The sequence below is a fragment of the Pseudoalteromonas sp. MMG013 genome, assembly GCF_018100885.1.
Classification (GTDB): domain Bacteria; phylum Pseudomonadota; class Gammaproteobacteria; order Enterobacterales; family Alteromonadaceae; genus Pseudoalteromonas; species Pseudoalteromonas aurantia.
This window is the reverse complement of record NZ_JAGJEE010000017.1, coordinates 1-14,240: the sequence shown is the minus strand read 5'-3', so window position 1 is coordinate 14,240 and position 14,240 is coordinate 1. Positions and strand designations below refer to the sequence as shown.

The window sequence follows — 14,240 nt, the reverse complement described above, 5'->3', positions numbered from 1 at the left end:
TCTTAATAACTTAAATGACTTAAATGACTTAATAGGCTAAGACGATAAAAAACCACGGTAGCTTGATCTACCGTGGTTTATGATATCACTGCAATCACTTTTCAACATTAAGTGGAGTAATACTGCTAAATATATGGCTCACATCAAATGCTTCTTGTGGTGGTGTTGAGGTAGACGGTAAGGTAACGCCATGACAACCAAAGCAGTTAATTGGCTTAAAGCTCACCGGTGATGTTGATGACGCCTGATGGAATGTTTCCATTGTGGTGTTGGCTAATGACAAGGAGCCACGTAACTCGTCGCTGCTACCATTTTTTGGGATCTCACCTCTTGCCGTCCAGATACTCCCTACTTGGAAGTAATTGGCACGCACGTCTCCCACACCTTTCAGCCAAGGTAAAATAGAGTGGTTCAGCGAGATCAAATCTGTGTTGTTACTCACTATCTCTTTGTCTTTATTGTTTGGCTCACTTCCCCAAGGGTCTTGACGAATAATATTGTTTTCTTGGATTTTGCTATCATTAATAGCAACAATATCACCAACATTGCAGGTTTTTGCGATTACACAGTCCGTTTTACTACCAGCAACAACTTGATACTCATTCACTTTGGTGGTCGACTTAGTATTACTTTTTGTAAAGGTCCACTTTCCTTCTGAATCAAACTCATGTTCAACACGCTTACCTTTATTATTGGTGTAATAGAAGTCTTGATCAGGTACATTGTCTAAATGTTCAAATGTGGCCCATACCATTTCAGGGTGGCCATTCACTGTACCCACAACATGCATGCCCACTAGCGCTAGCTTTTTACTGACAGCAGAATCTGCTTGCAGGGCCCATTTGGTATCACTGACTTTTTTATACCAAGGCACCATAGCATCTATGACTAAATACTGACTGGCATCAACAGTGCTAGCATCAACCCAAGAAGTTTTGATCTCCATCACCAACGCTTCACCATCTTTAAAAGAGCGCCCTGCAAAATCTTCAACTCGGCGCAGCCCCTGAATTGTGTTGGGGAATTCGGTTGCAATGTCAGTCCCTTTAAATGCGCCGGCTTGCTCACCTGTGCGATAATAAGCAAACACATCATTGACGTTAATGCCATAATAAGTGAGTGAATCTTGCTGTGAAATAAGAACCCCTGAGCCACCCGCTTGCCCCGTACTATCAATCGGATCGTCATCTTTTAAAGTGCGTATATTAAAGTTGTTATTCAATGTATCAACAGAATTGCTGAGCATTTTAAAGCCACTACCTGAGTGAATAACATCATAGAAGCTAGGGCCATCAAATACATAAGCATTACCCACCGGCGATGACAGCCACAAAAACATTTGTGCACCCCATTTATAAAAATCACAACGGGAGTTACCATCAAAATCAGCAAACACTGGGTCTAAACTATTCGCAGGCCACACCATACCCCCTTTTGTAATATCACCTTGTGCGAACCATTTATTTAAGGTTGTTTCAGACACCGTGCAGGTTTCTTGTGCATCGGTGGGAATTTGAGTTTCAGCCTGACTCACTGCGCTTCCTACTAACAAACTTGTGTAAATAAGGCCCAGTGACGGTTTAAAGAATTTTCTAGCCATTAACTTTCTCCATGAATATTAACACTATTTCAAAGCTACATTGCTGGTAACGAAAAATCAGTTTCATTGGCTGATCTTCCCTTGTGTGGTTATCTGAGATCAAATAAATAGGAAGTCACAATACATATGCAGGTGTGGGTGTGGGTGTGGGTGTGGGAGCTAGATAAATCAGAACGACAATATGTGTTCGATAATGGTTTAGTTTCCCTACATCGACAATGCACTTGCCAAATTGCTTGGCTTCCATATCATATTAAAATCTCTAAATAAGCATAAGCGCTAGAGTTGGAAAAAAGTATTACAGGCAATTACAGGGGTAAAGTGAGTGAATTTACTAGAAACTTCGGCTGTGCAGCTCCACTCACAAATAGAAAGAAGAAATCAACATGAGGGGCCGGCATGTTGAGAAAATACAATCAAACACGAAAATATCACTGTAAGCGCCATCGATAAATTGATGGCTCTCATGCCCATTAACCGCTTTTTATCGTCACCTTAAAGTGTTGCTGGTCGTTGATATCTGGTTCTTCAAAATACTGAGTAACGTGATGAAACATGGCTTCAGTATCAAAAGCAGCCCGAGCGGGTTGTTCAATACGTCTTTGTGCTATTTGCTTTAAACAGGTTTCATCGCTGACTTTTAAATATATAAGCTCGGCTTTTGCACCCACTTCTGAAGTTAGCGTGTTAAACCATGCACGTTGCTTTTTAGTATTGCCTGGAAAATCCATGACCACATTCGACCCAGCGCGCAATATATTTTGCACATGTTGTTTTATTAAAGGTCTCAATCGCCCCGAGAAGCTAATATAATCTTCAAATGAATTAATTTGACTCGGATATAGTATTGATAACCACTCATCTTCACTAATAAGCACCGCATTACGCGTTAAAGCTATGGTTTTCGATAACGTTGACTTTCCAGCTCCCATTTTAGCGCAGAAAAATATCAACGTGCCAGTATGTGCGGCCATAAACTTCCCTATTCCATCGCATATTAATTTAAAAAATGGGTGCAAATAAAATAATAACGCAGCAGGCATCATTATCGTGTTATTGAAGTAAGGTTCAATAACCACTGTATTCATCCACCTAACACTCGCATAATATGTAACTAATACTTAACTAAAATTAGCAAACAATACGCAAAACCAGTATTTCACGTCATTTTTAATATATTTATTATAAGCTAAATTTACCACATCTAGCTGTTGTTAAATTAAAATTAGCAAACATGTCTACAGAGTTTCCCTCTATATTTAAGTCAACTTGAATTCGCTTCCCTGAACTTAAATATTTTTCGAGTACTTTGTTCTTACAAGTAAACTTCAAGGCTTGCTTTTTATAAAGGCTTTTCTTTGCTTCAAACTGTCTTTCATCACGATTTAGGCCATTAATTCCGATCTTTAAAACTATGACTTTCCCCGAATCATAAAAGGACGTGAGCATGGCTGTATCCCCATCGTTCAAATGTATCCGGGAAATTCCCTGTTCAAGCCTCTCCAACTCATCATTACTGTATAACTTACCGTATATTATTGAGCAGATAAGAGCTGAAAACCCAATCAGAATTCTTAATAATTGCATATTTTTTTTATTTAACAAAAATCCTTCACCTTGCTTACTTTGTAAGTGTCTATTACTTAACTTCTTTGCTCTGACTGGGGGAGTTATACACTTGCAACGACCTCACAATCTTCAGCGTTGAATCATCTATCGTGGTTAAACGAGCTTCTGAAACAGCCAACTTAACCGTGTAATCCACCAGAGCAGAGCCAAGTTTAACTATATTTAAAAAATACGTCTTCATCTCGCTCAAAACAAACATAATTCTACACCGTTTCTGCAATAATTCAATCCATCGGTGCTTGCTATGAACACTTACATCTTACAAGTAAACATCAAACTTATGATTGAAATTTGCAACTAAGGATCAATCATCAAGCGCGCTACTCGTTTAGCTTAAGCACCTGCTATCTCTTTAAGCACTTTGGTTAGAATAAAGAAACACCATCAAATGACATTGAAATGATTAATAGAGACATTAAAAAATGAGTTTCATTAAACTTATAATCATTTGATTAAAAGTGCTTATCAGGATTTACATCAACATTCATTCTCTGACAAAAAAGGAATAACAGCAGGCAATAAAATATCGCATTTTATGCCTGTCTCACCTTACTTTTCAATGTACCTTTTTTCCATTTAATATTTTTTAGAGAAAATTAATCAGCATACTTTTTATTAGCCTCAAATGCTTCAACTTCAAGGGGGGCTTTATCATAACCATATTTAGCAAGGTCAGATAAATGTTGAAAAGTAACATCCGCAAAGTTGGATCGCTCGATTTGCAAAACATGGACGATTTCATGCGCTAACCTAGGTCTATCAAGCTTATAATCATTTCTAGCATATATTGAGTAACCAAAGGCTTGTGCTTGAACGGTAATGTTGTCCCCTATAAACCCCACTGATTCACCTAACATTTTTAATGCGAAATTATCGTGTGGGAACGGGACCTCATCAACATAAACAATTCTTATTTTTTCTGGTGATTTTATGCCGATATGTTTTGCTAACTTTAACTCCTCCTCATCCAAAGGGATACCAACTTTAAGGCCCTGAGCTTCGGTTTCATACCCCCACTCTATATATTGAGGAAGCAATATCTTTGATATAATATCTTCATAAAACACCGTCAACCCAATTAAAGAAATAATTAAACTTACGAATATTGATTTCACTAAGGTCATATTTATATACGCTCCATTTTTACCTAATGAATCTGCTGAATTACTCGTTTTAGATTCACCGCAACGAATATACCAACCATAGCGGAATTCCTATTTACATTCAATTATTTAGTTATTTTCTGCTTTGCTAGTCATTACTCTATTTGAGTGTTTTTTAATGGATAATTAAGCTGGACTCTCATCAATGATGATCATCGTTATTGATACAAAAAAGCGACTTATGCTTTAGAGTGACTTTGATATTGCATGAGTATTTGCTTTTGCAACCGAGATCAATTGACTGATAGTTGCAACCACTAAGCTCGGCTGTTCCACCGGAATATTATGCCCAACGGCATCTGATACAATATGAATCGCATTTGAATTCTTTCTAATTAACGAGGCATGGAGAGTTCTCCATATCTCTTTGCCTTTTGCACTATGGCCAATCCACCAATCACTCTCACCTAACTTACTCGACGTAACAATCGCCGTCGGTATGGTCATTATTGCACCTTTGTCAGAGAGTGAGCCCTGCTTATATATGTCTTGTAACATAGCCCATTCACGACTCCCAGCCATCATAGCGTTCAATTTAATATCGTCACGTTCAAACCAAGCACGATCTAATTTACTAAGCTGATCAGAGAAAAGTTCATGGCTCGGATCTAATAACACAATCCCCGTGATGTGTTCAGAGAAAGCCACCGCGTACTCTCTAACGTGCAAACCACCGTAAGAGTGACCAACTAGGACAATATTATTTTTTATTTTCAATGATGTAAGTAATTCATGTAAACGTTGATTTGAGCGAGTTATTGATACATCCGTTGAATCTGTAGACCGGCCAATTCCAGCTCGTGAATAAATAATAATCCTGTGAGGTAGTTTGCGCAGCTCACTCAACACAGGCTGCCAGTAACTAACGCCCATACCAATACCTGATTCAATAACTATATTGAACTCACCCGTTCCAATATCAATGTATTCAAGGTCCATGTATTTATTTTGAGCTATGTTTAGTTCCACTTTCCCCAAAGAATAAAAGCTAACCAATAATAAACAAAATACATTCAGCAATACAATTATTTTCACTGTTTTCCCTTCACTGACTCACTCTCATATAAATATTTAACGACTTTATTAAAATGCACGCTTAAAAATTATCGGTAGAACCAACTACACTTTAGTCACAGTGTTAATAAGCTTTAAAATATATAATACTAAACAATAACACCATTATGGTGAAAAATAACAATTGAAACCCTCGCTTTCTATATTTATGCGCACATTGGGCTACCGTTTCATTTGACATTCCACCTAAAAAATTCATACTTTTTGGTCGTAAAAAAGCAAACGGAATATTAACATGCTTGGGGGAGCCAAGCGCGCGCCAAATATCGGGTTCTAATAGCTTTACCGATTGATAATATTTATATTCCGCAATACATGAGCGAAACATAAGAAAAACCCACATTAAAGCAACTAAACCTACAACCCACATAATAAACCCCACCCTAAATAAGCATTAGTCATACCGTAACATCAATACCCCTTCTTCTTATATTTTATCCCACAGTAAAAAAACCAAACACAACTTAGCAGCGATAAAATTAAAAATGCTAAATATGGGGTTAAAAAATCCATGTGACCCCAGTGCAGTCAAACAAGGGGTCGGTCCAACACCATTGACAGAACAATGAAATATTAAAAGAAAATATGATAAAACCGTTGAAAATACCGCATATAACATACCACGACCTTTTCTTTATTGCAGACCCGCATCAATACTTTCACATATCGACTTTTTTAAATAATTTTCAGAAGCTTTAAAACATCCATCATCAGCTGCTTTCTTAAAGCCAAGTCAGATCTTTGCTTTATTACCATATGGTGTGCAAAAAACCATGTTTGCTTGTTACTCACCAGATAACCCACATACCAGCCATCTTTGCCGGACCAACCTGTTTTTGACCAAATCTTTATTTTGTCATCGCTCTTTGACAACATAAGCTGTTTCAGCGTACTTATATATCGTTTTTCTATCGGTAAGTTCTGTGCATCCAATTTACGTAAAAAACGAATTTGATCTTGTACAGATACTCTTAGGTCACCATCAAGCCAAAACCGCGTAACATCACGCCCTGTTAATTGGTTTCCATAGCCAAACGCCTTAAGATATTCGAGATACTTTACGGTGCCTAGTTTTTTTGCATAACGTTGATAACACCATACACATGAAAATTGAAACGCCGTTTTAAGAGTCTGATCTTTATTCCACGGCGCATATTCACGGACTATACCGTCCCAAGTAATCACTTCAGAGGTGTCTTTTATCAATCCTTCCTCTAATATTATCAACGTATTGGGAATTTTAAATGTAGAAGCGGGAACAAAACTTGCATTACTATCAATATTGTATTGATATTTGAGCGTACCATCAGTAGATTCAATGAGCATTGAGCCTATCGCATTATGAGCCTTGAAAAGGCTATCAATCTGTTGTTCAACCGCATATATATTGGCAGAATAAACCCATATAACGCAGAACGCTAAATACTTCATACTTCTCCCTGTTTTAATCTGTAATGAGTAATGCTTCAATAAACAAAACAGCTCACCCAGAAGCGTTATACACAATCATAAAGACTTCACTTTTTGGCCGCTATCGTGTGATACATATATTGAAGCCCAACTTGAATCCGCTCAGACTTTTCTCATAAACTTGCCCATTGCCGCTTTAACCCTATGAGGTGTACAACACCAAAAAACAAACAAATAATAGAGCTCCATATCCAAAACTCAGGCGAACGCCCCATTGGAGAAGTAATGAAGAAAAACCCTGCCACCCCCCGAGCTAAATAAACCATTGTGATCAATATAAGCGCTAAGCGAATTAAAGGCAGCTTGAAAATAACACCTGCCGCAGAAAATGCGTACAACGACCACGTAGAAAGAACGAATACTATTCCGCTCGTGATTAAGGTTGGCTGAATACTTCCTTGTTCAGAAAGAAGCGCCATTTGTTCCCCTGCACCAAAGAAACGATACCAAGTTGCACCAAAATAGATACAACCTAAATGCAAGAGCGCTGCAATCGCACTCAATGTGCCAGCAGCGATTAAAAACATATTCATATCTTAAAAACCTCCCTGTAATTTAATGAACCAGTGCAACTACCCGCACTCATATGGCCTTAATTTATGGATTCACCATAGCGGAGTTCCTATTTTTATTCAATTGTTTAGCTATTTCTTGATAGTGACTATCAAACCTCAAAATTAAAACAAGACCTCAAATTAAGGCATGACGGCACATAATGATCACTTTTATTATCTGTTTAATATTATGACGCAAGCCGTTTGATCCTTTTCAGCCATATTTTATGTATGAGATTTTAGTGATTTATAATGAATAACCTTGCTTGGAAAACAGTTAATTAACATTGAATGCCTGTTGACAGACTTAAGGCTTCTATATGCTATGCATCATTTTTCAACAACCTGTACAAGGTATCCATACGTTTATTTATCCGCCTACTTTCATGGAATATTTCAGCTGAAGTGCCAAAAATCAGCAGAAGTAATACATATGAAACCGGTTGGTCTATAACCTCAGGGAATAACCAAACGACAAAGATCAACGATATAATTGTACTCAGCAACCTCAAAACGCTACCTCGTAAACTGGGTCTAAGGTTTTTAAATTCGCCCTCTAAAGCGAGCTTTTTATTGAGCTTATCCAACTTTATTTGGGCTTCAACTCCATGTTTATCCATACCTAACAATCCTTCAACACTTACAACATCATGATTACATGAAAAAATACAGTTAGTTAGAGTAAATGACGAAGGAACGAAAGCCAACTGTATTTTATTATTGTTTGATTTATTGTGCCACTACAATGCGGCCCAAAAAGCACGCCTTCTTAGAAAGATTACGGTCTGTAAATTATTTATAGCAACGGCTCAACACGAACATGAGTAGATGTATATCGGGTACAAAAGCAGCTAGATATAAATACTAACCACGCAATTGTGATGTAATAGACGCTTGAACTGATTTTTCATATTCATTATCGCTAACCAAATCGAGACACAACTCCTTGGTACAATAAGAAACAAACTTTATCGGTTTATTATCAGAGTTTTTCGCCGTTAGTTCATAGAGCGTATAAGACTTAAACTGACTTTTATTGACGACAACATCAGTTGAACTCTTCTTAAAATCAGCCACTAAATCTATATCATTTAAACGAAAATTATAAAAATACATACGCTGGAAAGAATCTTTACAGGCATACAAAATTGAAAAATCTTGCGCAACTAAATCTGCCATTGCTTTACAGCTTGAATCTAAAGTCAAAGGATCTGGCAGTATTTTTACAACAACGCCTCTCTCCTCTTTAGCTGATAGATTAAAAGCTATGAACAGTAGTGCTATGGTGAAAACTTTCATTGAACCTGCCTTGTATTTATAACCCTCAATAAGGGGAAATCTACTAACGATAAATCTATAGTTTCTAAAATGTTGAACGCAGTGAAAACGAGAGTGTAATTTAACTGCTTTATAGCCTTATTCGCCAAGCCATTTAAATTTGGCATCTTTAATTATTTTATTAAATTCAGCCTGAGTGATTTTACCATCAGCTAAATCATCTTCTGCGGGCCAAGCAACCTTCTGATATTCATATTCTATAGCAGCAAGAATATAACCCAATTTTCTTTCGGAAATAAGGTTCTGATGGAAATAATGCATCGCTAGTTTTTTATTCCACAACTCATCTTCTGGTGGTTGTGGCAAAGTAAAGTCAAGAGTAAGAAGCCTTTCGTCTGATATATTGAACCCTTTTGCTATTGACTCTTTGGCGCATTCGTAAAGCATATAATCAATAGAATCTTGAAGACCATAAAAATGCCAATCAAAACCAGCATTACATGCACCTACGATTTTTCCCTCTTGGTCTGTAATATCTATGACTCTTTCGGCGCAACCTGAAAGGAAAAATAAGACTACAGTTATCTTTAACAAATTTCGATACATCAATAAGCTCTTATAAACACATAACGAGCCAGTAGGATTACTCGTTTTAATTTATTTTTATTTATGTCTCAACTTTAGCCAAATCTCTACTTTCACTCAATAACTTAGCATCTAAAAACTTATAAAAAGCCCTGTCCATAACAATTAAATGGCCGTTACACAGAACCTGTTACAGGCTCGTTATGTTCGACTTTTTACGAAGCGACTCATTGCGTTTAATACTTCTAAACCGTTTAATTTATTAGCTGGTTTATCTAAGTTTGCAATTTTATTTGCTACATTACTAGGCTTATCGGACTTAATGAACTCAACAGAATTAGAACTTACACCACGCATAGCTTCAAAGTATTCAGATTGTGGCTCAATAAGATGCAAATGTTTATCAAAATGTCTTCTAGAACGTGTTAGATCAGACTCCTTTCTTTTACTCAACTCAGAATGCGATGAATTAAGTACAATATATTTATTTGGAAATTCGATATCGCCCTTCTGAATTTTACATTGGTAAAAATCAAACACCTCATTTAATGGTTGAAGGCCGTCATTAGCAAATATCCAGTTATACCAAACAGGTTGAAATGGATCTCCATCTAATACTGCAACACCTCCTTTTTTTGATACTTCTCGTGCCAGTTTCCACCTATCTATTTGGCGCTCAAAATACCAAGTGCTTGATTCGTTTGTCGACCTTTTAAAAAGTTCATTTACTTCAGCGACTCTTATATAGCCAAATTTCTGTTCTAATAACCTACTCACTGTAGTTTTGCCTACGGCACTCGCGCCTTCAAGGCAGATAATACTCATGAACTCTCCGAAGAACATAACGAGCCTGTAGAATTACTCGTTTAAATTTATTTTCTTGAGGTATCAACCTTAGCTAGATTTCTATTTTTATTCAATTATTTAGTGACTTTCTAGAGTGTTATTCATTATTTTATTTGAGCGCTGTTTTATAGGCCTTTTGAGGCTGGTTTCCGTGGCTTTATTTTAATTAAAAAGATCCTACTCTTTTAAGGTACCCTGTTTTGTCGCTTTTTCTATATTATGCACCAAGCAATACAACTGCCGTAGCGCGTTTACTCTCGATTGCCACCGTAAAATCCGTTTACTCATATCTGTGTTGAGCGTAATATTTCGCTTATTACCTTAAGGAGAGCAGACTCGATGTACTCAACTGATGAGCACTCCTATGTAAAAAGCACTTTTCGCCCCATTGGGCTATCTATTTTAGCCTTCATTTTAAAACAACACGTGCCGACATATTTTCATTAGAGTTTTTCACATGCATTACTGTTGCAGTAGGTCTATTTGATAGTCTTTTAAATAACCACGGACTTGTGTATATTTTCGACTATGACTTTTTACATTAACGCCGCTTCACCAGCCTAATCATGGTTATATCGTTGGCCATAACAATTTACCGAGGGTGAATGCTCTCTAATTAATCACAGTAACATGCGCGTTCAAGTTTAAAAAAGAACAACCTAGAATGCCGAGAACCAATTCCTTAAAGAATTCGTTCTACAGCCTCATAGCCATAAGCGGTGAGTGATTGTTGACTAAAATGGGAGGATTACCGAGCCAACCGTTACGAATCTGACTTTAAGGCTCTGTTGTCAATACAAAGGTAGGCTTTACAACTTCAATTGAAAAAACTTTTCCACTAGAGGGAGTTTGTTTTAATAAAAGGTTCAAATGGCAGTGCAATGATTGAATACGCTCAAAAAATCAATAAAAATTAAAGAATTAAAAGGTCTACTAAAGTTGACCTGTAATACACTTTAAGCGTTTGATTTAAGCCTATTGAAGACGTAACCCAATAATTTTCCGGCTTTGCCGAAAGTAATTTAATTGATGCACCTTTTATTGTATAATGTATACAATAAAGACTGTATCCGTTAAATAAGAGGAAATATGATGGAAACAAATAATACAGATTGGCGATATACGGTTATGCCGGCCGTGTTTACTTGGCTTAAAGAGTCAGAAAACGGTGCCCTTGAAATTGACTTTGATGCAACACAAAAATACGCAGCAGATATTTTAAAAGTTCAGGGAAAAGGCGGAAGCCGAATGGGTGGACTTGTCGGCTCTGGTACCCTAGGTGAGAATAGCTACCTAAGCTCTGAACAGCGTCTTTCTTTACTTAAAGCCCTTTCTGATATAGCTAAAGAGTTCAATGTGCCATTAATCAGTGGAGCAGCGGCAGAAACTAAAGAAGAGATTGCCAAAATCGTTAAAGAACTCGCAACAGTTGGTGTAGATACCGTGATGGTCATGCCACCAAAGACTAAAGAAGTGCCTTCTGATGAAGAAATGTATGCATACTATGCACTTTCTGCAACAGCTGCAAAAGAAGCAGGCGTAACAATTATGCCTTATAACAACCCCGATGCAGCGGGCTATCATGCAATTTCAACTGACCTTCTAAAAAGACTTGCTGCTCTGCCTGAGGTAACTGCGCTTAAAATATCGACGACAGACGTTTCAGTAATTGAAACACTGATGTTAGAGAATAAAGATTTAAAAGTCTTGGCTGGTGTTGACACTGTAACTGTACATGCAGGACTTGCTGGCGCATGTGGTGGGATCACAGGTGTTGGGTGTATATTTCCAAAAGCCAGTGTCACTATGCAGGAATATGTCAATAAAGGGGAATGGGCTGAGGCAAACAAAATTTCTCAGGCTATGAACTCCATATCATACCTTGATGCTCAACCGTTGCTTTTAGAATATCTTAAGTTTGCGTTTGGTATTCACCATAATGATGCGACTGGAGGGCTTCGTACCCTTGGTAAAAAGTTAACTCAAGCGCAAATTGATGATGTACGTGCAAGATATATTCTCGCAAAAGAAAGGCTTGAAACTCTAGGTTTAATAGATTGATCCTGTCAAATATTCAAAAAGAGAAAGCTTCGTTTTTACGGAGCTTTTTTATGTCCGCCTGCGAATTAGCACCTTGCTTTTTAGATTTCAAAGTATCAATGCGCTTATTTCAGCCTCAGGTTGGCTGGACTTCTAACAAGATAAATGCGAGAGAAATTTGTGCCTGTCCTTTTTTACTTCCTCTGTCTACCAATGAATCACCATTATAAAGTTGATACCAACGCCTAATAACCTCATCATCTGACCAATCAAGCGCGGTTTGCTTATTTACTTTCACAACAAGATGATAATGGTTGCTCATAATCGCATAAGCCGCTATCTCTATTGCGAATACACTACTGAGTAACTGCATTCTCTCAACCAACCATTCCCTTCTGTGGTCAAAGTTCTTTCCTGAATACTTATCTTCCCCACACAAAAAAGCACGGCGTACACACCCTGCTATTAAATGGTAATAAGGCGTTGCAGACAAATCAATTAAAGCATTCCTTGCTCTTGTCATTTTAATCACTCAAACAAACTGGATGTATAAACAGTAGTTAAACCACCCAATTATGCAAGAAATTTATGCCTGTTCTTTTTCTCTTTTATGTGTTTGCCATAAGTAACTTGCTTAACAGCCGCATCGACAGATGAAATAAACGAATTTGTTTATTGATTTATATTTGACTGCCACTGCAAAAATCGGTCAAAAAGAACACTATTGCCTATTGACAGAATTAAGACTCATACATGTTATATGATTCATCATTTGGGTCTAAGTGCCTCAATAATTTTCGCATCCACCCAGAACATATCTCCTTTTCCTGTGCTAGCAGGGTTCATAAAGAAAAGATATTTTCCATCCGGTGTTACGTATCCTCCACGTTGTGAGGTACTTGTGTTTATCTTATCACCTAAGTTAATAGCAGCTCCCCAAGAGCCGTTTTCTTGTCGAAAACTAACATAGATATCACTACCACCATAGCCATTATCTCTTGTACTATCCCACAAAATATAGGATTCATCAGGTGCAATGAACGGATGGACGTTCTGTTTCCCGGTATTTATCTCTTTACTAAGTAGCTTTGGGGCTTCACGTTTGCCATTTACTAGTCGAGAATATCGAAGAACAAAATCTCCTTCTTTAGGATATTCATCAAAAACATAAGTGCCTTTGGATGAAGCCGTAAGACGCATGATGTCGAAAACTTCAAACGCTGAACCAAGACTTTTAAACGCTGACCATCCCTCATCAGTTCGCTTCCTATACTGGTTTTTAAAGAACATCGTTTTACCATCAGGAGAGATAGACCCACCCACACCAGGTTCCACTTCTGACGGGTACCATCGGTTATTTTCGTATTTAAGAACAAAGTGCGTATCTATTCCACTTTGGTTGTTTCTCCTGCTAAAGTAGAACTCTTTCATATCGGGTGAGAAGATAGCCCCCCACTCATGATGCTCTGTTGAAACAATACCAGGAGCGAAAACTTCGGGAGTTAAGCCCGGTGGCTTTTGCCCAAGATATGGGCCTACAGGAGCTGAAAATGTATCCTGACTATGACTTTTGCTACTCATAGTTAGAACCGAAAGTAGTAAAATAACTGAAATACAAATACGCTTCATGACATGTCCTTATTTGAATATAATTAAAGAAGTCGTCAGTTTAATCAAACCGGCTTTTAAAAAACTGACGTCCTTATGACTTTAAGATGATTTTTCTCTAACGGCGATAATCAACCTATAAGGTGCATATAGACATAATGACTGCCACACGGTGTTAGCCTTCGCTTTCGTGGGTTAGCTTAAAGAAGCCAGAGCCATAATTAGTTTGTCAAATAACTAAAACAGCAGAGGCTAACATGACTAAACATAACATACTTTTCATTGGCTTAAAGGATAAAATGGGACGGGATAAAATCGGACAGGCGGGATAAAATCGGACAGGCACATAATTGTACATTCACAATTGCAAGCCACGTTTAATCTGGAAGTGCA

14 protein-coding genes and 1 pseudogene are annotated in these 14,240 nt (G+C 37.5%); 1 reads left to right on the top strand and 14 read right to left on the bottom strand.

The genetic code is table 11. The features are described from left to right. Positions 1 to 94: 94 nt before the first annotated feature. From J8L98_RS15295 to J8L98_RS15240, 12 genes are all read right to left on the bottom strand, one after another. Positions 95 to 1,600, bottom strand: a complete 1,506-nt coding sequence (locus tag J8L98_RS15295) for a hypothetical protein (RefSeq protein WP_210997144.1) — start codon at positions 1,598 to 1,600, stop codon at positions 95 to 97. A 473-nt stretch (positions 1,601 to 2,073) separates the two neighbouring features. Beyond that, positions 2,074 to 2,688: an ATP-binding protein gene (locus J8L98_RS15290; RefSeq protein ID WP_247682578.1), complete on the bottom strand. Its 615-nt coding sequence runs from the start codon at positions 2,686 to 2,688 to the stop codon at positions 2,074 to 2,076. Positions 2,689 to 2,782: 94 nt separating this feature from the next. Then, the gene (locus J8L98_RS15285; protein WP_210997143.1) at positions 2,783 to 3,205 is read right to left on the bottom strand and encodes a hypothetical protein; all 423 of its coding nucleotides are present in this window, start codon (positions 3,203 to 3,205) and stop codon (positions 2,783 to 2,785) included. A 34-nt stretch (positions 3,206 to 3,239) separates the two neighbouring features. Beyond that, positions 3,240 to 3,428 (bottom strand): hypothetical protein, encoded by a 189-nt coding sequence (locus J8L98_RS15280; protein WP_210997142.1) that lies wholly within the window; start codon positions 3,426 to 3,428, stop codon positions 3,240 to 3,242. 397 nt (positions 3,429 to 3,825) lie between these two features. Then, entirely contained in the window at positions 3,826 to 4,353 is a 528-nt protein-coding gene (locus J8L98_RS15275) for a hypothetical protein (RefSeq protein WP_210997141.1), read from the bottom strand. A 225-nt stretch (positions 4,354 to 4,578) separates the two neighbouring features. Next, positions 4,579 to 5,427: an alpha/beta hydrolase gene (locus J8L98_RS15270; protein ID WP_210997140.1), complete on the bottom strand. Its 849-nt coding sequence runs from the start codon at positions 5,425 to 5,427 to the stop codon at positions 4,579 to 4,581. A 714-nt stretch (positions 5,428 to 6,141) separates the two neighbouring features. After that, positions 6,142 to 6,897, bottom strand: a complete 756-nt coding sequence (locus J8L98_RS15265) for a class D beta-lactamase (protein WP_210997139.1) — start codon at positions 6,895 to 6,897, stop codon at positions 6,142 to 6,144. 152 nt (positions 6,898 to 7,049) lie between these two features. After that, on the bottom strand, positions 7,050 to 7,469 hold the full coding sequence (locus J8L98_RS15260; RefSeq protein WP_210997138.1) for a hypothetical protein: 420 nt from the start codon (positions 7,467 to 7,469) through the stop codon (positions 7,050 to 7,052). A gap of 344 nt (positions 7,470 to 7,813) precedes the next feature. After that, positions 7,814 to 8,110, bottom strand: a complete 297-nt coding sequence (locus J8L98_RS15255; protein WP_210997137.1) for a hypothetical protein — start codon at positions 8,108 to 8,110, stop codon at positions 7,814 to 7,816. A gap of 244 nt (positions 8,111 to 8,354) precedes the next feature. After that, on the bottom strand, positions 8,355 to 8,789 hold the full coding sequence (locus J8L98_RS15250; protein WP_210997136.1) for a hypothetical protein: 435 nt from the start codon (positions 8,787 to 8,789) through the stop codon (positions 8,355 to 8,357). Between the two features lie 117 nt (positions 8,790 to 8,906). After that, complete coding sequence (locus J8L98_RS15245) at positions 8,907 to 9,374, bottom strand: hypothetical protein (RefSeq protein ID WP_210997135.1); 468 nt, start codon at positions 9,372 to 9,374, stop codon at positions 8,907 to 8,909. Between the two features lie 180 nt (positions 9,375 to 9,554). After that, complete coding sequence (locus J8L98_RS15240; RefSeq protein ID WP_210997133.1) at positions 9,555 to 10,178, bottom strand: AAA family ATPase; 624 nt, start codon at positions 10,176 to 10,178, stop codon at positions 9,555 to 9,557. A gap of 1,113 nt (positions 10,179 to 11,291) precedes the next feature. Here J8L98_RS15240 and J8L98_RS15235 point away from each other — a divergent pair. Further along, positions 11,292 to 12,260 (top strand): dihydrodipicolinate synthase family protein, encoded by a 969-nt coding sequence (locus tag J8L98_RS15235; RefSeq protein WP_210997213.1) that lies wholly within the window; start codon positions 11,292 to 11,294, stop codon positions 12,258 to 12,260. Between the two features lie 181 nt (positions 12,261 to 12,441). Here J8L98_RS15235 and J8L98_RS15230 read toward each other — a convergent pair. Further along, a pseudogene (locus tag J8L98_RS15230) lies at positions 12,442 to 12,762 on the bottom strand (hypothetical protein); the annotation flags it as partial. Between the two features lie 245 nt (positions 12,763 to 13,007). Further along, positions 13,008 to 13,868, bottom strand: a complete 861-nt coding sequence (locus tag J8L98_RS15225) for a PD40 domain-containing protein (RefSeq protein WP_210997131.1) — start codon at positions 13,866 to 13,868, stop codon at positions 13,008 to 13,010. Positions 13,869 to 14,240: the final 372 nt, after the last annotated feature.

Coding starts and splice junctions, on each gene's coding strand:
- J8L98_RS15295 (WP_210997144.1), bottom strand. CDS start 1,600: ATGGCTAGAAAATTCTTTAAACCGTCACTGGGCCTTATTTACACAAGT.
- J8L98_RS15290 (WP_247682578.1), bottom strand. CDS start 2,688: ATGAATACAGTGGTTATTGAACCTTACTTCAATAACACGATAATGATG.
- J8L98_RS15280 (WP_210997142.1), bottom strand. CDS start 3,428: ATGTTTGTTTTGAGCGAGATGAAGACGTATTTTTTAAATATAGTTAAA.
- J8L98_RS15275 (WP_210997141.1), bottom strand. CDS start 4,353: ATGACCTTAGTGAAATCAATATTCGTAAGTTTAATTATTTCTTTAATT.
- J8L98_RS15265 (WP_210997139.1), bottom strand. CDS start 6,897: ATGAAGTATTTAGCGTTCTGCGTTATATGGGTTTATTCTGCCAATATA.
- J8L98_RS15260 (WP_210997138.1), bottom strand. CDS start 7,469: ATGAATATGTTTTTAATCGCTGCTGGCACATTGAGTGCGATTGCAGCG.
- J8L98_RS15255 (WP_210997137.1), bottom strand. CDS start 8,110: ATGGATAAACATGGAGTTGAAGCCCAAATAAAGTTGGATAAGCTCAAT.
- J8L98_RS15250 (WP_210997136.1), bottom strand. CDS start 8,789: ATGAAAGTTTTCACCATAGCACTACTGTTCATAGCTTTTAATCTATCA.
- J8L98_RS15245 (WP_210997135.1), bottom strand. CDS start 9,374: ATGTATCGAAATTTGTTAAAGATAACTGTAGTCTTATTTTTCCTTTCA.
- J8L98_RS15240 (WP_210997133.1), bottom strand. CDS start 10,178: ATGAGTATTATCTGCCTTGAAGGCGCGAGTGCCGTAGGCAAAACTACA.
- J8L98_RS15235 (WP_210997213.1), top strand. CDS start 11,292: ATGGAAACAAATAATACAGATTGGCGATATACGGTTATGCCGGCCGTG.
- J8L98_RS15225 (WP_210997131.1), bottom strand. CDS start 13,868: ATGAAGCGTATTTGTATTTCAGTTATTTTACTACTTTCGGTTCTAACT.